Here is a 24,661-nt window from a genome sequence, read left to right on the forward strand (position 1 = left end):
TTCATTATTTTTGCGCCCTTGAATAAATGTTCATAAAGGAGTATGCAAGAGAATTTAGTTATCGTAGAAAGCCCGGCAAAGGCCAAAACTATTGAGAAGTTTCTGGGCGAGGACTACAAAGTGATGTCATCATACGGACACATTCGTGACCTGAAGAAAAAGGAACTGAGTATTGATCCAAAGACTTTGGAACCGGATTATGAGATTCCTGACGAGAAGAAAAAACTGGTTTCAGAACTCAAGACGAATGCCAAGAAAGCGAAAAAGATATGGTTGGCTTCCGATGAAGACCGCGAGGGAGAAGCTATTTCATGGCACCTTTGCGAGGTGTTGGGGCTTGATGAGGCAAAGACAAACCGCATTGTGTTCCATGAAATCACGAAATCTGCCATTCTTGATGCTATCAAATCACCCCGCCATTTGAATATGAATTTGGTGAATGCTCAGCAGGCACGACGCGTTCTCGACCGTTTAGTTGGCTTTAAACTTTCCCCTGTTTTATGGCGTAAAGTGAAGCCCGCGTTGAGCGCAGGTCGCGTACAAAGCGTGGCTGTCAGACTCATTGTTGAACGCGAACGCGAGATACAAGCTTTCCGGAGCGAACCTTATTACCGCGTCAATGCACTGTTCGGTATCACCAATGCTGACGGAAGTCAGAGCGAAGTAAAGGCCGAATTGGACACTCGTTTCAAGACTCATGGAGAGGCTGTTGCCTTTCTTGAGCAGTGCAAGGATGCCAAATTCGCCGTAAGCAACATTACAAAGAAGCCGCTTCGCCGCACACCTGCGCCTCCTTTTACCACCTCTACACTGCAGCAAGAGGCTGCAAGGAAGTTGGGGTTCACCGTCAGTCAGACGATGATGGTGGCGCAACGCCTTTATGAAAGCGGCCGTATCACCTACATGCGAACCGACTCTGTGAACCTTTCTTCATTGGCAATTAACACCAGCAAGGATGAGATTATCAAGCTTTGGGGCAAGGAATACAGCAAAACCCGCAACTATCACACGCATGCAAAGGGTGCACAGGAAGCGCATGAAGCTATCCGTCCGACCTTTATGAGCCAGACAGAGATTGACGGGACGGCACAGGAGAAGCGCCTTTATGAACTGATATGGAAGCGAACAGCAGCCAGTCAGATGGCTGATGCGCTGATTGACAAGACCACGGTAACCATAGATATCGCCGGCAGTCAGGCCAAGTTCATTGCCAACGGTGAAGTAGTTACCTTCGATGGCTTCCTGAAAGTGTACCGCGAATCAACCGATGAAGACGACAACAACCAGGAAGAAGCTACGCACATGCTGCCGGTAATGCAGGTGGGTAATGTGCTTGAACGCCGCGAAATCACTTCCACGGAACGCTTCAGCATGGGTCCAATCCGCTACACGGAAGCCAGTTTGGTGCATAAACTCGAAGAATTGGGTATCGGACGTCCGTCAACCTATGCCCCAACCATATCGACGATACAGCAACGTGAGTATGTTCAGAAGGGCGATAAGAAAGGAGAAGAGCGCACATATACTGTCGATACGCTGAAAGGAACGAAAGTAACGAGCCGCGAACGCAAGGAGATGGTGGGCAGTGAAAAGGGAAAACTGCTGCCAACGGATATCGGAATAGTCGTCAATGACTTTCTGATGGCCAACTTCCCTGATATCATGGACTACAACTTTACAGCCAAAGTAGAGCAGCAGTTCGACCGGATTGCAGAAGGAAAAGAGGAGTGGAACACGATGATGAAAGTCTTCGACAAGAGCTTTGAACCTACGGTTGACAAGGTGATGAACGCTCGTTCGGAGCACAAAGCAGGCGAACGACAACTCGGAAAAGAGCCCGAAACAGGCAAACCTGTGTTTGTTAAGATTGGAAGATTTGGCCCGGTAGTTCAGATTGGGTCTGCAGATGACACGGAAAAACCACGCTTTTCACAGCTCCCGAGCGACAAAAGCATCGAGACAATAACGCTCGAAGAGGCCTTGGAACTATTCAAACTGCCGCGCACTATCGGCGAATTTGAAGGCAGCGACGTAGTAATCGGTGCCGGACGCTTTGGTCCTTACGTGATGCATAACAAGAAATATGTGTCTCTTCCCAAGGGAACTGACCCCATGAAAGTAACACTTGAAGAGGCCATTCAACTCATTGGAGAGAAGCGCGAACAGGAACAGAAGCGACATATCAAGACTTTCGACGAGGACGCTAAACTCGAAGTGCTCAACGGTCGCTATGGCCCTTACATCGCATATGACGGTAAGAACTACCGCATGCCAAAGGCTTTACACGAGAAAGCAGCCGAACTGAGCTACGCAGAATGTATGGAAATCGTGAACAATGCACCCGAACCGAAAGGTAGGAAAAGGAAGTAAATGAGGCGAATCATACTCATCGGATACATGGGTGCCGGCAAAACAACTGTCGGGAAAGCCCTCGCCAAAGAACTGCACATGTCTTTCTATGACCTTGATTGGTACATAGAAAGCCGCATGCACAAGACAGTGAAGGCGATTTTCGATGAACGTGGTGAAGCAGGTTTTCGCAAAATAGAGCATAACATGCTGCATGAGGTGGCCGAATTTGAAGACATTATCATCAGCTGTGGCGGTGGAACGCCATGCTTCTTCGACAATATCGACTACATGAACAGGCAGGGAGAGACGGTCTATCTGAAAGCAACGCCCGAGGTTCTCTACGGACATTTGAAGATGGGAAAAACCATACGACCTCTCCTCTTGAATAAAACAGCCGATGAAGTACAGGTCTTTATACGTGAACAATTAGCACAACGTGAGCCTTATTACAGCAAGGCAAAGCACGTGCTCGACGTCAACCTGCTGGATGATTACGAGAAGATTAAAATATCAGTTGAACAATTAAGAAACATGCTGTGCCTTTAACAGTACAGCGAAAAGATACAGACGACTCTTAAAATTACGTTTTTTTGACAGAGAATGAAAAAGTGGACGATTGACGATTCAAAGGAACTCTACAACATTAATGGTTGGGGAACCTCTTATTTTGGCATCAATGAGAATGGTGATGTCTATGTAACGCCTTGTAAAGACAACACTCAAATCGACCTGCGCGACGTCATGGACGAGCTTGCCTTGCGTGATGTTACGGCACCGGTACTGCTCCGTTTCCCTGATATTCTCGACAACCGGATAGAGAAAACGTTTAGTTGTTTCCAAAAAGCAAAGGCAGAATACAACTTCAAAGCCGAGAACTTTATCATCTATCCCATTAAGGTGAACCAGATGCAACCCGTGGTTGAGGAGATTATCTCCCACGGACAGAAATTCAATCTTGGTCTTGAAGCCGGTTCAAAGCCCGAACTTCACGCTGTCATTGCCGTGCAGTGCAAAAGCGATTCGCTCATTATCTGCAACGGATATAAGGACGAAAGCTACATTGAACTGGCGTTGTTGGCCCAGAAAATGGGTAAACGCATCTTCATTGTTGTTGAGAAACTCAATGAATTAGACATCATTGCACGCGCTGCCAAGAAGCTGAATGTGAAGCCTAACCTTGGCATTCGCATCAAATTGGCATCTTCGGGATCAGGCAAGTGGGCTGAAAGTGGGGGCGATGCCTCTAAGTTTGGCCTCACCAGTGCAGAGTTGTTGCAGGCTTTAGAGAAACTCGATGCCATGGGAATGCACGATTGTCTGCGGCTCATCCACTTCCATATCGGCAGTCAAATCACGAAAATCCGCCGCATTCAGACCGCACTCCGCGAGGCCGCACAGTTCTATGTGAACCTCCACAAAATGGGATATAACATTGATTTTGTTGATTGTGGCGGTGGACTTGGCGTCGACTACGACGGTACACGCTCATCAAGCAGCGAGAGTTCTGTCAACTATTCCATCCAGGAATACGTCAATGACTGCGTTTATACGTTTGTAGATGCAGCTGATAAGAACGACATCCAGCATCCGAATATCATTACCGAAAGCGGGCGAAGTCTGGCAGCTCACCACTCCGTTTTGGTCATTGATGTGCTCGAAGCAGCCAGTCTTCCTGAAATGAATGAAGCATTTGAGCCCAAAGAAAGCGATCACCAACTCGTCAAAGACCTTTATGAGATTTGGGATAACCTTGACTCTCGTTCGATGTTAGAGGACTGGCACGATGCCGAACAGATACGCGAAGAGGCACTTGAGCTATTCTCTCACGGGATCGTTGACTTGAAGACGCGGGCTGAAATCGAGGCAATGTACTGGAGTGTATGCCATGAAATCAACACGTTGGTAAAGACAATGAAACACATTCCGGAGGAACTCAGAAGCTTAGATAAGCTACTTGCCGACAAATATTTCTGCAACTTCTCTCTCTTCCAAAGTCTTCCTGACAGCTGGGCCATCGATCAGTTGTTCCCGATTATGCCTATACAGCGACTCACAGAACGACCAACACGCAATGCTACTCTACAGGACATCACCTGCGACAGCGACGGGAAAATCGCCAATTTCGTTACAGATGGCCACGTGGGGCATGTGCTCCCACTCCACCCTTTGAAGAAGAATGAACCCTATTATCTTGGTGTTTTCCTCATAGGAGCTTATCAGGAGATCCTCGGCGACATGCATAATCTCTTCGGAGATACCAATGCTGCCCACGTATCTGTCAGGGATGGAAAGTATCATATCGACCAAATCTTTGACGGAGAAACCGTAGAAGAGGTGCTCGACTACGTGCAATACAACCCTAAAAAGCTTGTACGTCAGCTCGAACAATGGGTTACCAAGAGCGTAAAACTCGGTAAAATATCGCTTGAAGAAGGCAAGGAATTCCTCAACAACTACCGTTCCGGACTCTATGGATATACCTATCTTGAATAGTTTATAAGCCCAGTTACACCGAATAGTCCCTATACATATTTCTTAATGAAGGTTAAAACTAACAGTGTTCTGTAACAAATCAACTTCCAATTCGTCAACAATATAGAGCGCAGATGAAGAATATCAGCTTTCGAAACGATGTATTGCCGCTGAAGAATAAACTCTACCGGCTTGCGCTACGCATTACAATTGACAGCGCAGAAGCCGAAGACATCGTGCAGGAAACACTGATAAAAGTCTGGAATAAACGTGAAGTTTGGAACGAAATAGAGTCCATCGAGGCTTTCAGTCTCACCATTTGCCGCAATTTAGCACTTGATGCTGTCAAGAAACTCGGCAATAACAACGACTCTCTCGACAACAAAACAGCACCAGACTGCGCCTATAATCCCTACGAGGAGATTATCCATCGCGACCGTATCAAGGTGGTAAAGCAAATCGTAGACAGTCTTCCGGAGAAACAACGAAGCTGCATGCAGCTCAGAGATTTCGAAGGAAAGAGCTACAAAGACATCGCTGACGTGCTCGGGATAACCGAAGAACAGGTGAAAATCAATATCTACAGAGCACGTCAGACCGTCAAACAAAGGTTCCAAGAAATAGAAGATTATGGATTATAAATACATCACACAGCTACTTGAGCGCTATTGGGAAGGCACGACTTCTCTTGAAGAAGAGCAAATTCTCAAAGCCTTTTTCAGCCAAAAGGACATACCGGCTGAACTGCTCAGATACAAGCCTCTGTTCGACTATCAGACAGCCGAGCCAAGGCAAGACGTGCTGGGTGATGACTTCGACGAGCGCATTTTGTCTCTCATCAATGAACCTACGCCGGTCAAAGCCCATATCATCACGCTGCAACAAAAGCTCAAACCACTGTTCAAGGCAGCTGCTATCGTGGCTATTATGCTCACATTGGGCAATGCGGCGCAGGTTTCCATGACAGACAATTCGGCCTCAACGGTGCCGAGCAGCAACATGAATGCCGTCACACATAAGGGCAAGTCGGTAGCCTTAAGCGACTCCGCCGTTATCGATACCATGCAACATAGCAGTATCGAAGCTGTCGAGACGCCGACTCAGTCCATATTAAAATAGAACATTTCTATGCTTTCTCTATAAATCATGTTTAATTAAAACAACAAACGAAACTGTGAAGTTTCATTTCTCTCAAATTTTTCATAACATACTAACGACAGAGGGCCTGCACTCAAAGATGAGTCGCAGGCTCTCTCGATTGGTAGGATTCTTAAAAGTATGTAATTCTTCTTTATTATATCTATTCTTCCACTTCTTTTACTTCAAGCTTCTGAATTGATACAAGAATTCGGGTTGAGAAAGTCCTTGAAAAATTGGTAACCTCATTAGTTTTTAATAAATCTACAGTTGAGAATAAAAACTTGTAGGACGCGATGTCATCAGTATAAGGGGTCAGATATCAGTGACTGGATAACCGATTAGGAGGGTTAAGAGCCTTATTTTAGAACTTCTTCGTCAATAGAAGTCTTACTCTCCTTTTTATAAAAAATGTGTTTTTCCTGGTAACGGGAATTGTCTTCTGTTCCTGCCGTCAGCGTATTGTTCCATCCTCCGTGTCACTTTCTGATTCTGTAGCATGGCTATCAGGAGATCTCATATTCAGAACTGGAACAAGTTTGGAGAGCCGTTTGGTAACAGAATTTGGCGGAAACAGACTGACCCATGTAGGAATTCTGGTGCATTCTCCAGGAGGATGGCTGGTAGTTCACGCTGCAACGGGCGAAGACGAGGGGGAACACAGATAGCGTAAAATGTGAAATGGTGCGTAGTTTTGCATGTGGTGACCGCTGTAAATCCGTCAAAGTCGTTCATGTTTCGTGCGACACTGCGGTTACACAGCGGGCAGTAAGGTTTGCTCTGCAGCAGATAGGCAAACCCTTTGATGCTGACTTCGACATCACCGACACTACGAAATATTATTGTACGGAGCTGGTGTGGCAGGCCTATCGTCATCAGCATGTTGACCTTTCCCATGGACGTCGTCACCACATTCAATTGCTCGGACTGAAGAAAACCTGTATTCTGCCGGCGGATTTGCTACCTTGAGAACTCACAGTTCATCAAAGTGTTCTGTATAAAAAGCCTCTACCTTTCCTGCCTGAGAAGCTGGTATATGGAGTTTTTGACTTACAGGAGGCATACCTTTTTCTATATAATGGTTTACAAAATATGGGAAACCCCGGCATAAAAAGATACTGTTTCTATATGTTTCTGTTTGCTTATTTACAAAAACTATGCAGGATTTTGTAAATAACTTATGCTATTTCCCCTCTACCTTTGTATTTACGAACGAAACAATAATATAATCTTTACGAAATCTTATCACGTTCTGTATGGTAACATCTTTGATAATTCTGCAACTGTTTATAGTCTTGGCGCTCATCTTTATCGGTGCACGTGTTGGCGGCATCGGCCTTGGTATCTATGGTATGGTGGGCGTGTTTATCTTGGTTTTCATCTTCGGACTGAAGCCCGGGAACCCGCCTATCGACGTGATGTTGATTATCGTCTCGGTCATCACTGCGGCAGCTTCCCTGCAGGCGGCAGGCGGATTAGACTATCTTGTGGGGCTTGCTGCAAAGTTTCTGCGCAAGCATCCCGAACACATTACTTATTATGGCCCACTTGTTACGTGGCTTTTCTGCCTCGTTGCTGGTACGGCCCACACATCGTATTCACTGCTTCCGATTATCTCAGAGATAGCCACCAATTCGAAGATACGTCCCGAACGACCGTTGAGTGTGGCTGCGATAGCAGCTTCATTGGGCATCACGGGCAGTCCTGTTTCAGCAGCTACGGCCGCCATTATCTCTGCCGATCTGCTTGGTGGAAAGGGAATTGAACTGAAAGATATATTGATTATCTGTGTTCCGGCATCGCTGATAGCCATTCTCGTGGCGTCATTTGTGCAAAACCGTATAGGGAAAGAGCTTGTTGATGACCCCGAATACCGGCGCAGGGTGAAGGAAGGCATCATCAATCCCGAGCAGGATGCCAAGAACATGGAACAGATGGAAGAGCATCCAAACCCACGGGCGAAGTACTCGGTGATAGCATTCCTTGTGGCTGTTATCTTGGTGGTGCTTTTCGGTTCGGTGCCATCACTGCGCCCTTCTTTTATGGTTGACGGCGAAATGGTGCGCATGGGAATGCCCGAAACCATTGAAGTTGTCATGATGGCCATGTCGGCAGTCATCTTGTTGGTAGGCAAAGCCAAGGTGCAGGATGCCGTGAAAGGCAGCGTCTTTGGTGCCGGCATGAACGCTATGGTGGGCATTTTCGGAATTGCATGGATGGGCGATACGTTCTTCAATGGCAACCTTGCTTTCTTCAAAGCACACATTGCAGGCATCGTAACTCAATATCCGTTCCTCTTTGCCGTAGCGTTGTTCTTCATGTCGATTATGCTCTTCTCACAGGCTGCAACCGTAAGAACGCTCTATCCGTTGGGCATTGGTTTGGGTATTGCTCCATTAGCATTGGTGGCCATGTTCCCTGCCGTGAATGGCTATTTCTTCATTCCCAACTATCCTACCGAGGTTGCTGCAATCAACTTCGACCGCACAGGAACCACGCGCATTGGCCGCTTTGTCATCAACCATAGCTTCCAGTTGGCTGGCTTCATCACCACCTTCGTGAGCATCGGTGTGGGCTATTTAGTCATCACTTTCCTCTATTGAGAATTTTTGTAACCTATTATAACATTATTATTAACCTATAAACATAAGGAGTATGAAAACATTCAAGATTTCGTTTTTGATGCTTTTTGCATTAGTCTTTACACTGACCGTAACTGCAAAACCGAAGATTCGCATCATCGCTACAGGTGGAACTATCGCCGGAGTGAGTGCCAGTGCAACCTCTTCTGCTTATAGTGCAGGTCAGGTGGGTATTCAGACACTGATAGATGCAGTACCCCAAATTAAGGATTTAGCAGAAGTAAGTGGCGAGCAACTCGTCAATATTGGTAGTCAGGACATGAATGATGCCGTTTGGTTGAAACTTGCCAAGCGCATCAATCAGTTGTTGAACAAGGAAGGTTATGACGGTGTATTGGTGACCCACGGAACTGATACCATGGAGGAAACAGGCTACTTCCTGAGCCTCACTGTACATAGCGACAAGCCTGTTATCCTTGTAGGCAGTATGCGTTCTTCAACGGCAATCAGCGCTGATGGCCCTGCTAACCTCTACAATGGCGTGGCAGCTTTGGTTGACCCATCATCAAAGGGACATGGCGTTATGGCTTGTATGAATAATGAACTCATCGATGCCAAGAGCCTTATCAAGACCCATACGACCGACTGTGCTACGTTCAAGGGCACTTATGGTGAGGTTGGTTATGTTTACAACGGAAAGCCTTATTACATCTTTGAGCCTACTTACAAGCACACCACAAAGAGCGAATTCAATGTTGACAACCTTGATAAGCTGCCGCAAGTAGGTATCATCTACGGTTATGCTAACTGCTCGACATTGCCTATCGAGGCTTTCGTGAAGGCAAAATATGACGGTATCGTATTGGCCGGAGTAGGTGATGGAAACTTCTATAAAGATGTGTTCGATGTAGCTGTTCAGGCTCAGAAGAATGGCATTCAGATTGTACGTTCAAGCCGTGTTCCTACAGGGCCTACTTGTTTGAACGGCGAAGTTGACGACAGCAAGTATCATTTCGTTGCAGCCTTGAACCTCAATCCGCAGAAAGCACGTGTGCTCTTGCAGCTTGCTTTGACTAAGACACACGACTGGCAACAAATTCAAAAGTATTTCGAAGAGTATTAAACCATGAATAAGACATTGTTAACCTGCGCATTATTGACCGCATCATTGACGGCAGGCGCACAGAACGGAGCCAATATCGGTATGGGTGGAAGCGAAGGCAATTACGCTTCATTAGCCGAGAAAGTGGCAAAGATAGAGAAGAAGAACGACGCTTTCAACGTGTATTTCAACTATGCAGCAAGCTTCCAGGCTGAACGAAACAGTCTCGTTGACGAGTGGCATACAGGCTTTGCCAACAAGCAGTTGCGCCTTGAAATCAAGGGTAATATCGGCGATCATCTCTTCTATCGTTTACGTCATCGACTGAATAAAACCAATGAAGCCCGCACCCAAGACAACTTCTCTAAGGCTACAGACATCATGATGGCCGGCTGGAAATTCAACGACAAATGGAGTGTTCAAGCCGGTAAGATGTGTCAGATTTGGGGAGGCTTTGAGTTTGATGAGAACCCGATGTATATCTATCAGTACAGCGATATGGTCGACAATATGGATAATTTCATGGCAGGCGTTGTGGTTTCTTATAAGCCTGTTCCAACCCAGGAGTTTGCCGTTGAGGTGTCGGATGCCAACAATGATAGCTTTAGCAAGGTGTATGGAGCAGGTGCCGCTTCGCAGGAAGAAAACAGCGTTCGCCCATTGACCTCATCACGAAATCCACTGACTTACATTGCAAACTGGAACGGAAGCTTTGCTGATGGCATGATCAATACGCGCTGGTCGTGGGGAATTCAGACGCAGGCTCGCCACAAATACAGCCGTATGCTTATACTTGGTCAGCAGCTGAATCTCGATAAATTCCAGTGGTATGTAGACTACATGGGGGCATGGGATGGCTTGGATCGCCTTGGAATAGCTACATCCGATTTGGGCTTGAATGGCGGAGGTCACAACCTTTATGCAAGCGATGTTCACTACAATAGCTTTATTACTAAAGTCAATTGGCAGTTTGCTCCACATTGGAACTTGATGCTCAAGGGTATGTATGAAACGGCAAGTGTCAGTAAGTTAGAGCGTGGGAAGAACTATCGCAAGAGTTTCGGCTACATGAGTAGTGTGGAATATTATCCACTGAAAGATCAGGATTTCCGCGTATTCTTAGCTTATGTGGGTCGCAAATACGACTTCAGTGAGAAGTCGGGACTGAAGGATTACAACACCAACCGTATTGAGTTGGGCTTCATGTATAGGATAAAGGCGTTCTAAACACCTGCCCTCTTCCCCCTCAAAAAGTCTCCCCCGGCCCCTCCGAAAGGAGGGGAGACCGAACAAACGGAGGCTTTTTGGGGGAATAAAACGAAAGAGTAAATATATTAATAATTGTGGGATTGAGACACTGTTCATTAAAAATAATTTCTCATTCAACATTCCACACTCCACATTAATCATTAGACTTTTGGAGACCATCCAACACTTCTCATTCCACATTCCACATTAAGATAACTTCTCATTCACCATTCAACATTTCAAATTATACAGTTATGTCAGAAGAAAAATTCAGAATAGAGTCCGACCTTTTAGGCGAACTTAAAGTGCCGATTAACGCATATTATGGCGTACAGACACAGCGGGGTATCAACAACTATCACATTTCACGTAAAAAGATGCGTGACTATCCCGACTATGTCGTAGCTATTGCCTATGTAAAATTAGCTGCCGTGCAGACCAATCACACGCTTGGTGTCATCAATGACGAGATTGCCGGCGCTATCAGTCAGGCCTGTCAGGAAATCATAGATGGTAAATTCCATGAAGACTTTCCTATCGACATGATGCAGGGGGGCGCCGGAACATCTGTCAATATGAATGCCAACGAGGTGATTGCCAACCGTGCACTCGAAATCATGGGCCATAAGAAGGGCGAGTATCAGTATTGTTATCCTAACGATCATGTGAACTGTGGGCAGAGCACTAACGATGTTTATCCTACTTCTATCCGTCTGGCACTCATCCGTATGAACAAGAACCTTGTGGCAAGTCTCACGGGACTGATCAGTGCCTTGCGCTATAAAGGCGAGGAATTCAGGGATGTTCTGAAAATGGGTCGCACACAGTTGCAGGACGCTGTGCCTATGACTTCAGGCCAAGAATTCAATGCTTATGCCAACAACCTTGAGGAGGAAATTCTCAATCTGGAGCGCAATGTCAAGCTGTTGCATGAGATTAACATGGGTGGTACGGCTATTGGAACCGGTCTGAACGCTGTTCCCGGCTTTGCAAAACTTTGTGCCGCCAATCTGAGTAAGCTCACGGGAGAACCTTTCGTGTCGGCAACCGATCTTGTCGAGGCTACTCCTGACACAGGCGCCTATGTCAGCTTCAGCAGTGCTTTGAAACGATTAGCCGTTAAACTCTCAAAGATGTGCAACGACCTGCGCCTTATGTCATCAGGACCTCGTTGTGGTCTTAACGAAATTAATCTGCCTCCAAAAGCCCCGGGCTCTTCCATTATGCCGGGTAAAGTGAACCCTGTTATCCCGGAAGTAACCAATCAGGTCTGCTTTAAAGTCATTGGTAATGATGCCACAGTGACATTCGCTGCCGAGGCTGGTCAGCTCCAACTCAATGTCATGGAGCCTGTAATCACCGAATGCCTCTTCGAAAGTCTCTGGTGGTTGCACAATGCTATTGATACGCTGACCGAGGAGTGTATTCTCGGCATCACGGTCAATAAGGAGCGTTGCTACGACATGGTGAAAAACTCTATCGGTATTGTTACGGCATTGAATCCTTACATTGGCTACAAGAACAGTACGAAGGTAGCTAAGGAAGCCCTTGAAACCAATCGTTCTGTCTACGACATTGTGCTTGAGAAAGAACTTATGACCAAGGAAAAACTTGATGAAGCACTCGATCCTAAAAACATGCTCGTGTCGCATAAGTTCATCAAATAATCAATTCTTTTCAAATCATTTGAGGCTGCAAGGAAATTATCCTTGCAGCCTTTTTTTGTGCCGGATAATAGATTTCTTTCATATAAAATACAATAAAATCTTGACGCTGAGACGAATGTTATTCGGTAACAAAGTTTTTATATTTGCAAACAGAATAGCAAGCATTATTTGTCAAGCAAGAAAACAACGAGGCCAAGTATCTCGCTCGTCCCCAAATCGTTACCTGTTCTGTTTGTGTCATAAGGCAACTTCATTATTTTCAACAAATTGTATTTTAGGAAACATCTTACTACGCCTCTTGACGCAGATTACACAGCCATTTGACGCAAATGACGACGTTCATTGATGTCAAAAAGCACATGAATTTCAATCAAAAGAGGTAACAACTTGATGCTCATAATATTACAAAACATTCTCAAAACTCGCGTATTTCCACCCGAAGGAAAGTTATTTTTGAATACGCAAGCTGTGTGAAAGCATTTGTAAAATATATTCAAAACAAAGGAAATGCAGAACTACACCGCTCAAATCAGTCAATCACTAAAGTGGTCAAACGGTCTTCACTCATGATTTCTACAGCCACTTGCTGCAGGCTTTCAGCTGTGATTTCATCGATATGACGGAACAAGAAAGTAATATCGCGCTCCCAACCATAATGCAGAAAGCTCTTACCGAAATCGAGAGCGAAGTTCTCCCGATTGTCACATGCCACGCCAATCTGTCCCTTAATCTGCTTCTTGGCAGCACGAAGTTGCGCTTCAGAGAGGGGTTGTTGGATGACGCGGTCAAGCTCTTTACGCACTAAGCGCAGGCATTTCCTGACATCTTTCGGGTCGCAACCGAAGTAAGTTGCCCATACTCCTGTGTCGCCATAACTTACCATTGAACTCTCAACCACGTAGACTAAGCCATGCCGCTCGCGCAGAGAGAGGTTAAGACGGGCATTCATTCCAGGCCCGCCAAGAATGTTGTTCAGCAGATAAAGGCTTACTCTTCGCTCATCATGAATGTCATATCCACGGTTTCCTATCATGACATGAGCCTGATGTGTGCCGTGATTTTTCTCGATGAAATCGGGGATATTCAGAGGTAAGGGCTGATTTAGTGCAGGTTCGATGATAGGCTTTGCCGGCATGAAATCGCTCATGGCACGTTCTAAAAGCCGCACAATCCGTTTGAAATCTACATCTCCATAAATGAAGAAAACACTGTTTTCGGGGCGATAGAACTGCTGTGTGAAACGCTGTGCATCGGCAGTTCGGAAGCTCCGCACACGTTCGGTTGTACCCAAAATATTATGTCCTAAGGGATGACCGGCAAAGAGAATATTCTCAAATTCGTCATAAATGAGTTCGGCAGGCGAGTCGTTATAACTCTCGATTTCATCGCAAATCACTTCCACTTCCTTGTCAATTTCATGCTGTGGATAGACACTGTGGAAGACGATATCGGTCAGAAGGTCGACTGCCCGCGCCGTATGTTCTTTCAAAACAGCCGCATAATAGACCGTATCTTCCTTGTTGGTGAACGCGTTGAGATCGCCACCTACGCTTTCAAGTGCATTGCTGACATGCCACGACCTACGCCGTTTCGTGCCCTTGAACGTCACATGTTCGCAGAAATGCGCCATGCCTTCCTGCCCTGGTTCCTCGTTGCGTGTGCCCACATTCAGTTCATATCCGCAATAAACCACGTTCGAATCAGACGATTGATGAATGATACGAAGCCCATTGGAAAGCATTGCTGTGTTATAGATTTTCATGCGTGCAAAGTTACTTAAAAATTTGTATTTGCCACTGATTTCACGTATATTTGCAAATAAAATCAAAACACTGAAATCACCATGCGCAAGGTAATAGGAATTGGAGAAACTACATTTGATATCATTTTCAAGGATGGTCAGCCCGTCAGTGCAGTGCCGGGAGGTTCGGCTTTCAATGCCATCATCTCGTTGGGACGGTCAGGTGTGAACACCACTTTCATCAGTGAAGCCAGCAACGACCGCATAGGCAACTACGTTGTTGACTTTCTTCGCGACAATGGAGTCAATGCAGAGAACGTCAATATGTACTCCGACAGCAAGTCATCACTGTCGCTTGCCTTCCTCGATGACAACAACAATGCCGACTACATCTTCTACAAGAGCCAACCACATGACCGGTTCGACTTTGCCTACCCGGAGATAAACCGCGATGATATCGTACTTTTCAGTTCGTTTTTTGCCCTCAATCCTGCCGTACGTCCACAGATGTCAGCTTTCTTGGAGTATGCTCATAAGCAGGGTGCAATACTGTATTACGATGTGAACTATCGCGCGTCACACCGTGATGAAGTAATGAAAATCACGCCAAACCTCATTGAAAACCTTGAGTTTTCAGACATTGTGCGGGGCAGCAACGAAGACTTTGAGATACTTTATAAGCAGAGTGATGCTGATAAGGTATATCGTTCGGAGATCAGTTTCTATTGTAAAAACTTCATCTGCACACGTGGTAAAGAGCCTATATCAGTGTATGCCGAGGGCGGTTTCAAGAAAGAATATGCCATTGAAAGCATGAAAGCAGTGAGCACCATCGGTGCAGGTGACAACTTCAATGCCGGCTTTATATATGGACTGATGGGCCAGAACATCACACGAAATGACATCGAACACGGCCTTTCCGAAGTGCAGTGGGATGCTTTGACAGCCTATGGCAAGGCGTTTTCTGCCGAATGTTGCAAGGACATCTATAACTATGTGAGCAAGGATTTCGGTGCAAAATTGAAAGCAAATTCCTAAAGACTATCCAAGAGTTTCATTCATTATGGTGGGGATTTCAACCCATGCCATTCGTCGACTTTTTTCAGAATACCCGAGAAAGTCTTATGTGTACTACCTTTTCTCTTGACAGTTGACCAGGGTTAGTGCCTGGCATTCCTTCGGGAACCGACTTTCCATGGCGTGCATAAAAGGCTTTCCAATAGGGCGTAATGTGCCCATCAGCATCATGGAACGACATGGGAATAGTTGGAAATACAGCCTTTCCATCGGTCAAAACAAAGCATTTCTGCACGAGTTCACTGCAATACATCGCACTGTCATCAGGCATATAAAGAGAGTCATAGGGCAATCCGAGATAATGGTTCAGGCGTTTTCGCAACACCGTTTCATTGAATTTAACTCTTAATCGCCCGCGAACCACCGACGGATAGTGCTCATCCGGCATCGTGTTATGCGCAAGAAAATCTGCTAACGGCGTTAATGTTACGCCTTTAGAGGATATGGCTTCAGCCACGAAAACCGTATCTTTCTGCTTCACAACAAAGCCTACATGGTCAATCTTTAGGCCGTGATAACCACTTGTCACAGCCGTAATCGCATTGCCACGAGGGTCATATGCAAATAAGAGATCGCCCGTCTTGAACTGCCTTTCATAAAAGCCTGCTTGCCTTTCGGTTTCATTTCTTCGGATTGTCCCACAGGAAAACAACAACAGAAAGATGAAAAATGGCGAACAAACTCGGTAAACTTTCTTCATTATTCCTGATTATATGCGAGCTATCAACGCTGCTATTTCGTCTAAACTTGTTGCTACCTGAATATAATCTGTCCACTTTCCACGGATCATTCCACGCCCTTGCAGGTCATTGAGCAAGGCAATAAGCGAGTCGTAAAAGCCATTCATATTATACAATATCACCATTTTAGCATGATAACCTATCGTATGACTGGCTGCCACTGTGAACACTTCGTCAAGCGTTCCGATGCCACCAGGCAACGCAATCAGCACGTCGCTTTGGGTCAATATCAAGTCTTTTCTATCACTGAGATTGTCACATGCAATGTTGACATCCACCGAACTGCTCACTCTTCCGCCCTTTTCCACGATGCGAGGGATAACACCTATGGCCATCTGTCCACCGTCGTGAACAGCTTTCCCGATAGTTTCCATCAGGCCACAATTGCATCCTCCATACACAACGGAGTGCCCTTCACGTGCCATCCAAGCTCCCAATTCCTCCGTTAACCTAAAATAATCCGCATCAATCTGATTGTTTGCAGAACAAAAAACACCTATTTTCATTCCTGCAAAATTATTAAAAAAAACGGTAGAAAGATAGGATGTAGTTCATTTTTTTACTACTTTTACACTGCGAAACAATATCATTTATCCGCAAAAAGAACCGAATAACAAATACAATCATAAGGAAACAGCATGAAAAAACAACTGATGACACTCTGCATGGCAACGCTGACGACAAGCAGTTTTGCCCAGCAAAACATCTTCAATGCACAAGCACCTATGTCGCCGGAAGTAAACACCGACAAGACGGTTACATTCAGAATTATGGCTCCCGAGGCTCAAAAGGTGCAGGTAACCGGTGACTTTCTGCCCACACAGAAAGTGAAAACGCCTCATGGAGAGTATGATGTGGCGGGCATTGCCGACCTCAACAAAGATGCAAAAGGACTTTGGACTTACACGACAAAGACGCCCCTGAAGCCCGAACTCTACCAATATAACATGGTTGTTGACGGCGTAAAGGTGGCTGACCCGTCAAATGTTTATGTCCTGAGAGACGTTGCTAACGTTGCAAGTATATTCTTCATTGATGGTGGGCGAGCCGACCTTTACAAGGTGAACAACGTTCCTCACGGCACGGTTTCAAAGATATGGTATGACAGTCCGACGGCAGGAATGACGCGCCGCTGCACTGTTTACACCCCCGCGGGTTATGAAACGAGTCGCGAAAAATATCCCGTGCTCTATCTTCTCCATGGTATGGGCGGTGACGAACAGGCTTGGTCGGAACTCGGAAGGGCTGTACAGATACTCGATAACCTCATTGCTGAGGGCAAGGCAAAGCCCATGATTGTCGTTATGCCCAATGGAAACATCTCGCAGGTAGCCTGCCCGGGAGAGACGCCTGAAGGCTTCAAAGTGCCTACAATGCAGCTCCCGAAGACCATGGATGGCTATTTCGAACAGGCTTTTCCTGACTTAATGAAGTTTGTGGAGCGTACTTATCGCACACAAAATGACAAGGCTCATCGTGCCATAGCAGGCCTTTCAATGGGTGGTTTCCATTCTCTCTACCTTTCAATCAACCATCCCGACACCTTCGATTACATCGGACTCTTCTCTGCTGCCATTGACAAACAGCAGCAAGGAGGCATAGAAGAAATCTATGCCAACCGTGAACAAAAGCTCAACACGCTTTTCATGAAACGGCCAAAGCTGTTCTGGATAGGCATCGGAAGCACGGACTTCCTCTATAAAAGCAATGCCGATTTGCGCCATTATCTTGACTCCAAAGGCTTCAAATATACCTATATGGAGACTGAAGGCGGGCATATCTGGCGCAATTGGCGCATCTATTTGAGCGAGTTTGTACCGAAGTTATTCAAACAGTAATTTGTACCTTCCTTATCCTTTGCCTTACCGCATCACGCAACTTGAGTCACTTTACTGCATAAAGTGACTCAAGTTGTCGTGTGTTTTGACGCAGATTACAAGGTAAGTTGACGCAAGTTACAAGACGTTTTGACATGAAAACACCTTGTAACCTCTATGGAATGAGATAACATTTTGATTATCATTGATTTACGTTCTGTATAATCAAAACCATCAGTCAGCGTTATTTTATGACTGAAAAGCAATTGTTTTCTGCGTTTTTATGTGTAACTTCGCGGACAAAACTGCAACGAAGATGAAAACAAGGATTGTGATATTGGATTTTGACGGGACACTCGGCGACTCGCAAACGCTCATCACCCGCACGATGAGAGAGACGCTTCAGCGGGTCGGTCTGCCAGAGAAAACAGAAGAAGAATGTGCAAAAACCATCGGACTTCCATTGAAACAATGTTTCTTGGCATTAATGGATATGACCGATGAAATGGCAGAAAAATGCACATCTGCATATCGGGAGATCTTCGAACGCAATAATACTCATGGAGCTGTTCCAGCCTTCCCGGGTGTCATAAAAACCATAAAGAAACTGCATGATGACGGTCTTACGGTGACGATTGCCAGCAGCAGAGGCCACCATTCCTTGGCAGCTTTCGTTGAAGAACTGCATCTTGAGCCTTACATCAGCCTCATCTTGGGTGCCGACGACGTTGAAAAAGCGAAACCGAATGCCGAGCCTGTGCTGAAAACTCTACATCATTTCGGCTTGCAACCTGCCGAAGCCTTGGTCGTTGGTGACACTGCTTTCGACATTCTCATGGGTCGGAATGCGGGCACAAAAACCTGTGGTGTGACCTATGGTAACGGCAGTAAGGAGGACTTACAAACTGCCCTTGCCAATTATATCATCGATGAATTCGCCGAAATTGAACAGTGCTTGGAGTAATATTTCTGCTTATTCAACTCCTTGTTTCATCTTTTTTTACTACTTTTGCAATCGTTTTTGCATTTGCATAAACGCTAAAAAGTAATTTAAACGTGAACAAAACAGTTTTCAACAAGCGCTGTCGTATCCGCTTCAAGCACTTCACAAACAAGGGCTATGCACTCTTTTCATGCCTTGGAAGAGAAGTGATTGTAGGTACATTAAGCGTGGCAACACTCACTTGTGCGAAAGCCGAAAGCATCAGCAATGACGTGCAGAAGGCCGACACTTCGCTTTATCAAGGGGGCAAAGCCATGTTGCTTAATGGTGTAAGTATTACGGCATCGCGGGCTCCGCTGACACAAAGTCAGCAGTCGAGAATGGTAACTGTACTGAGCCGGGAGGATGTTCAAGCGGCGCCAGTACACAGTGTTAACGACCTATTGAAGTTGGTTTCGGGCGTAGATGTGCGTCAACGTGGGCCTTTAGGGGCGCAGACTGACGTGAGCATTCGCGGGGGAAACTACGAGCAAATCACGCTTCTTCTGAATGGTATCAACATCGGTGACCCGCAAACGGGACATAATGCAGCCGACTTTCCCGTTGATATCAGTGAGATTGAACGCATTGAAGTACTCGAAGGACCGGCAGGAAGTGTCTATGGAACTTCGTCATTACTCGGTGCAATCAATATCGTCACGAAAGCCAACACGCGGTCAAGTGCTTCGGTTCATGCTGCAAGTGGCAGCTTCGGAACAGTCACTTCGGGGGGCAGAATCAATGTAGCGAGGGGCAAATGGAACAATCAATGGTCGGCTTCTTTCACTCGAACTGATGGCTATAACCGCAATAAAGAGGGCAAGTTAAACACAGATTTACGCACTCAAAAGGCTTTTTATCAGGGCTTTTATAATGATGATGACCTTTCCATGAGCTGGCATGCAGGCCTTAGCAACAAAGACTTTGGCTCGAGTACGAACTATAGTGCCAAGTATGATGACCAGTTTGAACATACCTTCAAGACCTATATGGCATTACAAGCTGAAACAAGAAAGGGCACAATTAAATGGCATCCGGCTATCTACTGGAACCATAATTACGACCGATTTGAACTCTTCAGAGACCGTGCCGACCGCTATCCTTTCAACTATCATCGCACAGATGTCTACGGCGTTAACGTCAATGCCTACTTCGACTGGACGTTAGGCCGTACGGCTTTCGGAGCTGAACTGCGCAACGAAGACTTGGTAAGTACAAACCTTGGCAACCCACTTTCAAAGCCCAAACACGTGAAAGGCACAGACAATGTGATGTATAAAAATGGGCTAAACCGCACGAATGTACAGTTTGTTGCAGAGCATAACCTGCTCATTGGACGCTTCACGATGTCGGCAGGAGTGGTTGCCGTGAAGAACAGTTGGGCTGAAATGAACATGAAAGTCTATCCAAGTGTCAATGCAAGCTACCGACTTAGTGATGCTTGGAAAGTCTATGCAAGCTACAACACGTCGTTGCGCATGCCGTCAGTAACTGAACTTTTCTATTCGGTTGGAGGGCATAAAGCAGATCCCAACCTTAAACCTGAAGAGCTTGCTGCCGTAGAAATGGGCGTGAAATACAGCAAGAACGGACTTTCGGGCAGTGTAAGTGGATTTCATAATCACCATACCAATCTCATCGACTGGATTGACGATGGTGAAAAAGACGCTGCAGGAGCAGTGCTTTGGAAGTCAGTTAACTTCGGAACTATCAATGCCTTGGGCGTTGAGATAGCACTGAATGCCGATTTTCGGCAGCTTCTTCCCACACAGAAACTCCTGAAAACATTCAACCTCGGCTATTGTTTCATTCAACAACATCAGATTGAAGCAGCCGGCATTCACAGCCTTTATGCTTTGGAATATCTAAAGAACAAGGTTACCGGAAACCTGCAACTGAACCTTTGGAAGCAGTTGGATTTAGGTATAAACTATCGTTTTCAACATCGCATGGGCAGCTATAAAGATCCTGCAGGAGTGTTGCATCGTTACCGCTCTTACGGCCTTTTGGATGCTCGGTTGGCATGGAATATGCCGAAATATAGCCTCTATCTCGAGGGGAACAACCTCTTGAACCGAAGCTATGTGGATGTAGGTAATGTGAAACAACCTGGCTGTTGGGTCATGGCTGGAGCCAAAATGGATATTAACTTGTAATAAGAAGCCTCTCCCCCGGCCCCTCCCCGAAGAGGGAGGGGAGTGATATGTTCGCCAATTATATATTATTTTGACTCTATTTTCAAAGCATCTTACTCCCCTCCCTCTTCGGGGAGGGACTGGGGGTGAGGCCTCTTAAAAACACTTTCTCAGCCGATGTGTAAACTCAAGAAAGGCAGGTGAGTACTTGATTTGCACGGAGGTAGAATACACTATGCCATTCTTTTCCTCCCCTGTATCGTAACGATAGACTGTTTCTTTCCCTTTCTTAAACACATGAACAGAGAGAATGGGCATACAAGTCATACCATATTGATAAGGCTTTGTCCACAAAGTATCTGGCTTTGAGTGTTCCACAAAAAGCTGATGAGCCAATCGTTGAATGACCGGAACATCGTCAGAAGCAACCTTTCTGACAGGTTCAAAGAGGCTTGGGCACTCAACTCCATGGATATCGTGAAGGAAATTGCCTTTCAACATCATGATTGTATCGCTGTGATTAATGACATATCGCGTTGTTCCTACCATACCACAATATTCCACATGAATAGAATCGGCCTTTCCTATCCCCGCACCTTGCTGACTCGAACAACAGCTATAGGCAGGTAATACCCCTGCTATTACCAAGCAAAATAATATTTTTTTCATATGCAGGACAGTTAATTAAAACTACAATTTGCACACTATTTACTCCCCTCTCCTTGGAAAGGGGCTGGGGGTGAGGCTTCCTACAGTCGCGAAAGCCACATGCCAAAGAACCTGTCATAAACCATATAACCTTCCGGTTTACGGTAGATGAACTGGCGATCAACAAGTGTTTTCAACGCCGTTCGCACCGAACTTGTCGCCTTCAACCCGTATTTGGCAATGAATTGGTGGGCAAGTGGTGCGGCAACACAGCCTTCCTTGGCCACAGCTTCAATGAGATTAGCCTGCATTTCGGTTAATGAAGCATAGTAATTCTCATAAACCGGTTTCTGTTCGCAAACGAGTTCATCCACAATCTGACTGAAGAAATCGTCCGTAAGACTTGCTTCTGCATACTGATAAGCACGGTTCAGAATGCTTTGAACATACCATGTGATGCCGTCTACCTTATGATATAGCTGGCTGAAAACCTCCTTACTGATGCTCCGTTTCTGCGATTTGAAAAAACCATTGGCAAAAGAAAGATACTTTTCGGCAGGCACATTGTCGAGCAACATGATTTGTGAACTCTGGAAGAACGGCCGATTTGCCGAGGTAAACATCTCTTCCATGAGGTGCTGCATGCTGCCTGCGAAGATGAAATAAACATTGGGAAGAAACTGAATATACGACCGCAAGGTGGCTTCTATGCCTTGATTGTTGTAGGAAAGTATCTGTTGAAACTCGTCAATTGCCACGTAACAGCGATACTTCGACTGCTGCATATAGTCGAATATCCGCTTCAGCGTCTGCGCTTCCTCTGTGGGTTTGATGTCCAAAGAGACTGAAGGCAGCCCTGTAAGCTGGTCAAAACTCATCGTAGGACGCAGGCTTCCGAAGAACTCTTGCAGTCTTTTCAGTGCTGCCTGCGGTGTAGAATCGAGGTGACCGAGTATGTTTCGCGCCATAAGTTGCACCATCTGCTCTAAGTTCTTGGTAGCGAAGATGTCGATATAAAAGCATTTTACATGCTTATCTTGCCTCTCTATCTGACTGAAAACATGCTTGATGAGTCCGGTCTTGCCTACACGTCGTGGTGAAATCAGCGTCACATTCCGATCATTTTGCAAGGCTTCGATGAGCTTTTTTGTTTCGTTCTCGCGGTCACAAAAATAGCGATTACCCTTATATCCGTAGGTAATGAATGGGTTGTTGATAGTCTTCATTTCTATAACATTGCAGATTTTACGTTGCGCAAGTTACGCAATTAGATTGAAAAATGCAAGAGAAAAAGAGATAAAATGATAATAAAAGCCTCTCCTCCAATCCTTTGCTTTCCTGCTTATTCCTTCGAGGAAGGGTTGGTGGTGAGGCTTGAAAGCGAGACTCTTCCTATTCAAACAGCCCGGGTTCCATGACATTTCCCATGTAAGGATTACGTCCCAAGTGCTCGTAGGCCAATGGGGTTGCCATGCGCCCACGTGGTGTACGCTTGATGAAACCTTCCATAATGAGGAAAGGCTCATAGACATCTTCAACGGTTCCAGAGTCTTCTCCAATGGCCGTTGCTATCGTACTGACCCCTACAGGCCCACCCCTGAACTTGTCAATGATAGTGAGCAAAATCTTATTATCAATCTCGTCAAGCCCGTATTGGTCGATATTGAGCGACTGAAGTCCTATATGTGCAATCTCGTTGGTTATCGTTCCGTTGCCTTTCACCTGTGCAAAGTCGCGCACACGACGCAGCAACGCATTGGCAATACGGGGCGTTCCGCGACTCCTCCTACTGATTTCTATGGCGGCTTCATCGTCAATCGGCACTTTCAGAAGCATGGCCGAGCGGCGTATGATGCGCTTCAATGTCTCGGGATCATAGTATTCCAAGTGCATGTTAATACCGAAACGAGCACGCAAAGGGGCTGTAAGCATACCGCTGCGTGTCGTGGCTCCAACGAGTGTGAAGGGGTTCAAATCAATCTGGATAGACCGTGCAGAAGGGCCTTTGTCAATCATGATGTCGATGCGATAGTCCTCCATGGCCGAGTAAAGATACTCTTCAACAACGGGCGAAAGACGGTGGATTTCGTCTATAAAGAGTACATCGTTGGGTTCAAGTGAAGTCAATATGCCGGCAAGATCACCCGGTTTGTCGAGCACCGGCCCACTGGTTATTTTGAAACCCACGCCAAGTTCGTTGGCAATGATATTGCTCAGCGTGGTCTTTCCGAGTCCCGGAGGCCCATAAAGCAACGTATGGTCGAGCGGTTCGCCACGATATTTAGCTGCCTCAACGAATATCTCTAAGTTCTCAACCACTTTCTTTTGTCCGTTGAAATCAGCAAATCTCAGCGGGCGAAGTGCGTTTTCAAAGTCCTTCTCTTCCGTCGATAGACGCTCTTCTCTTATGTCGAAATCTTCTGTCATGCCTAACAATTTATATTTTGCAAAGATAGTGCAAATAAGGCGAATAGGCAAGAGATAAGGAGGAAAAGAAGCCTCACGCCCAACCAAACGAAAGCCTCCCCTAACCCCTCCAAGGAGGGGAAAGAGGAAAACAAAGCCTCACCCACAACCCCTTTGCAAAGGAATAAAAAGGAAAGAAAGCCTCACCCCCAATCCCTCCCCAAAGAGGGAGGGGAGTAAAATGCCATGGAAATGGAGCCTAAATAGGACACAATTCGAGAACATATCACTCCCCTCTCCTTGGAGAACCAACGGTCGCTGTTCGTTGAGTGAAACTCAACGAGGAAAGCAAAGGGTTGGGGGTGAGGCTTTGTCTCCATTCACTTTACCGCGTAAAGTGAATGGAGTTACCACGCAAGATAATTTTTAAAATGTATCTAACTGAAAATAAATAAGTTACCTAGCTATAAAAACTAAATAGGTAACGATTTGGAAACGAGCGAAGTAATTTCTGTCGCATGTTTCTACATCAACAAAGAACGCTTGTTATTCTAT

The 24,661-nt window shown here is 45.9% G+C and carries 20 protein-coding genes; 14 read left to right on the top strand and 6 right to left on the bottom strand.

Annotated elements, in window-relative coordinates; genetic code table 11:
* Positions 1–42: 42 nt before the first annotated feature.
* From topA to aspA, 10 genes are all read left to right on the top strand, one after another.
* A complete protein-coding gene (gene topA, locus HMPREF2983_RS07965) occupies positions 43–2,370 on the top strand; it encodes a type I DNA topoisomerase (protein WP_070667656.1) in 2,328 nt (775 codons plus the stop codon).
* Positions 2,371–2,898: a shikimate kinase gene (locus HMPREF2983_RS07970; protein WP_070667657.1), complete on the top strand. Its 528-nt coding sequence runs from the start codon at positions 2,371–2,373 to the stop codon at positions 2,896–2,898.
* A gap of 54 nt (positions 2,899–2,952) precedes the next feature.
* Positions 2,953–4,845, top strand: a complete 1,893-nt coding sequence (gene speA / locus HMPREF2983_RS07975; protein WP_004373412.1) for a biosynthetic arginine decarboxylase — start codon at positions 2,953–2,955, stop codon at positions 4,843–4,845.
* Between the two features lie 113 nt (positions 4,846–4,958).
* Positions 4,959–5,465, top strand: coding sequence for an RNA polymerase sigma factor (locus tag HMPREF2983_RS07980; protein WP_004378160.1), 507 nt, complete (start codon positions 4,959–4,961; stop codon positions 5,463–5,465).
* The gene (locus tag HMPREF2983_RS07985) at positions 5,455–5,943 is read left to right on the top strand and encodes a pyruvate ferredoxin oxidoreductase (RefSeq protein WP_070667658.1); all 489 of its coding nucleotides are present in this window, start codon (positions 5,455–5,457) and stop codon (positions 5,941–5,943) included. The genes HMPREF2983_RS07980 and HMPREF2983_RS07985 overlap by 11 nt, the downstream gene beginning before the upstream one ends.
* Positions 5,944–6,642: 699 nt before the next feature.
* Positions 6,643–6,930, top strand: a complete 288-nt coding sequence (locus tag HMPREF2983_RS13525) for a YiiX/YebB-like N1pC/P60 family cysteine hydrolase (RefSeq protein WP_083316746.1) — start codon at positions 6,643–6,645, stop codon at positions 6,928–6,930.
* 287 nt (positions 6,931–7,217) lie between these two features.
* Entirely contained in the window at positions 7,218–8,564 is a 1,347-nt protein-coding gene (locus tag HMPREF2983_RS07995) for an anaerobic C4-dicarboxylate transporter family protein (protein WP_070667659.1), read from the top strand.
* A gap of 52 nt (positions 8,565–8,616) precedes the next feature.
* Entirely contained in the window at positions 8,617–9,666 is a 1,050-nt protein-coding gene (gene ansB, locus HMPREF2983_RS08000) for an L-asparaginase 2 (RefSeq protein WP_070667660.1), read from the top strand.
* Positions 9,667–9,669: 3 nt separating this feature from the next.
* Positions 9,670–10,872 (top strand): porin, encoded by a 1,203-nt coding sequence (locus tag HMPREF2983_RS08005; RefSeq protein ID WP_004372029.1) that lies wholly within the window; start codon positions 9,670–9,672, stop codon positions 10,870–10,872.
* A gap of 275 nt (positions 10,873–11,147) precedes the next feature.
* Positions 11,148–12,560, top strand: coding sequence for an aspartate ammonia-lyase (gene aspA / locus HMPREF2983_RS08010; RefSeq protein WP_070667661.1), 1,413 nt, complete (start codon positions 11,148–11,150; stop codon positions 12,558–12,560).
* Between the two features lie 529 nt (positions 12,561–13,089).
* Here aspA and HMPREF2983_RS08015 read toward each other — a convergent pair.
* Positions 13,090–14,322 (bottom strand): M16 family metallopeptidase, encoded by a 1,233-nt coding sequence (locus tag HMPREF2983_RS08015; RefSeq protein WP_070667662.1) that lies wholly within the window; start codon positions 14,320–14,322, stop codon positions 13,090–13,092.
* An 81-nt stretch (positions 14,323–14,403) separates the two neighbouring features.
* Between HMPREF2983_RS08015 and HMPREF2983_RS08020 the strand changes: the two genes are divergently transcribed.
* Entirely contained in the window at positions 14,404–15,339 is a 936-nt protein-coding gene (locus HMPREF2983_RS08020; RefSeq protein WP_070667663.1) for a carbohydrate kinase family protein, read from the top strand.
* Between the two features lie 64 nt (positions 15,340–15,403).
* Here HMPREF2983_RS08020 and HMPREF2983_RS08025 read toward each other — a convergent pair whose 3' ends face one another.
* Together HMPREF2983_RS08025 and HMPREF2983_RS08030 are read right to left on the bottom strand one after the other, a co-directional pair.
* On the bottom strand, positions 15,404–16,078 hold the full coding sequence (locus HMPREF2983_RS08025; RefSeq protein ID WP_070667664.1) for a YiiX/YebB-like N1pC/P60 family cysteine hydrolase: 675 nt from the start codon (positions 16,076–16,078) through the stop codon (positions 15,404–15,406).
* A gap of 9 nt (positions 16,079–16,087) precedes the next feature.
* On the bottom strand, positions 16,088–16,624 hold the full coding sequence (locus tag HMPREF2983_RS08030) for an LOG family protein (RefSeq protein WP_070667665.1): 537 nt from the start codon (positions 16,622–16,624) through the stop codon (positions 16,088–16,090).
* Between the two features lie 132 nt (positions 16,625–16,756).
* Between HMPREF2983_RS08030 and HMPREF2983_RS08035 the strand changes: the two genes are divergently transcribed.
* The 3 genes from HMPREF2983_RS08035 to HMPREF2983_RS08045 all read left to right on the top strand — a co-directional run bounded on the left by HMPREF2983_RS08035 (position 16,757) and on the right by HMPREF2983_RS08045 (position 21,073).
* The gene (locus HMPREF2983_RS08035) at positions 16,757–17,956 is read left to right on the top strand and encodes an esterase (RefSeq protein ID WP_210400371.1); all 1,200 of its coding nucleotides are present in this window, start codon (positions 16,757–16,759) and stop codon (positions 17,954–17,956) included.
* A 295-nt stretch (positions 17,957–18,251) separates the two neighbouring features.
* On the top strand, positions 18,252–18,899 hold the full coding sequence (locus HMPREF2983_RS08040) for an HAD family hydrolase (protein WP_070667726.1): 648 nt from the start codon (positions 18,252–18,254) through the stop codon (positions 18,897–18,899).
* A gap of 92 nt (positions 18,900–18,991) precedes the next feature.
* Complete coding sequence (locus tag HMPREF2983_RS08045) at positions 18,992–21,073, top strand: TonB-dependent receptor plug domain-containing protein (protein ID WP_070667667.1); 2,082 nt, start codon at positions 18,992–18,994, stop codon at positions 21,071–21,073.
* A 135-nt stretch (positions 21,074–21,208) separates the two neighbouring features.
* Here the strand turns inward: HMPREF2983_RS08045 and HMPREF2983_RS08050 are convergent, their stop codons facing one another.
* The 3 genes from HMPREF2983_RS08050 to ruvB all read right to left on the bottom strand — a co-directional run bounded on the left by HMPREF2983_RS08050 (position 21,209) and on the right by ruvB (position 24,127).
* Positions 21,209–21,721 (bottom strand): SsrA-binding protein, encoded by a 513-nt coding sequence (locus HMPREF2983_RS08050; RefSeq protein ID WP_070667668.1) that lies wholly within the window; start codon positions 21,719–21,721, stop codon positions 21,209–21,211.
* A gap of 80 nt (positions 21,722–21,801) precedes the next feature.
* Entirely contained in the window at positions 21,802–22,926 is a 1,125-nt protein-coding gene (locus tag HMPREF2983_RS08055; protein WP_070667669.1) for an AAA family ATPase, read from the bottom strand.
* Between the two features lie 166 nt (positions 22,927–23,092).
* Entirely contained in the window at positions 23,093–24,127 is a 1,035-nt protein-coding gene (gene ruvB / locus HMPREF2983_RS08060) for a Holliday junction branch migration DNA helicase RuvB (RefSeq protein WP_070667670.1), read from the bottom strand.
* Between the last annotated feature and the right edge of the window lie 534 nt (positions 24,128–24,661).

This window comes from Prevotella sp. HMSC077E09, from assembly GCF_001814685.1.
GTDB classification, from domain to species: Bacteria; Bacteroidota; Bacteroidia; order Bacteroidales; family Bacteroidaceae; genus Prevotella; species Prevotella oris.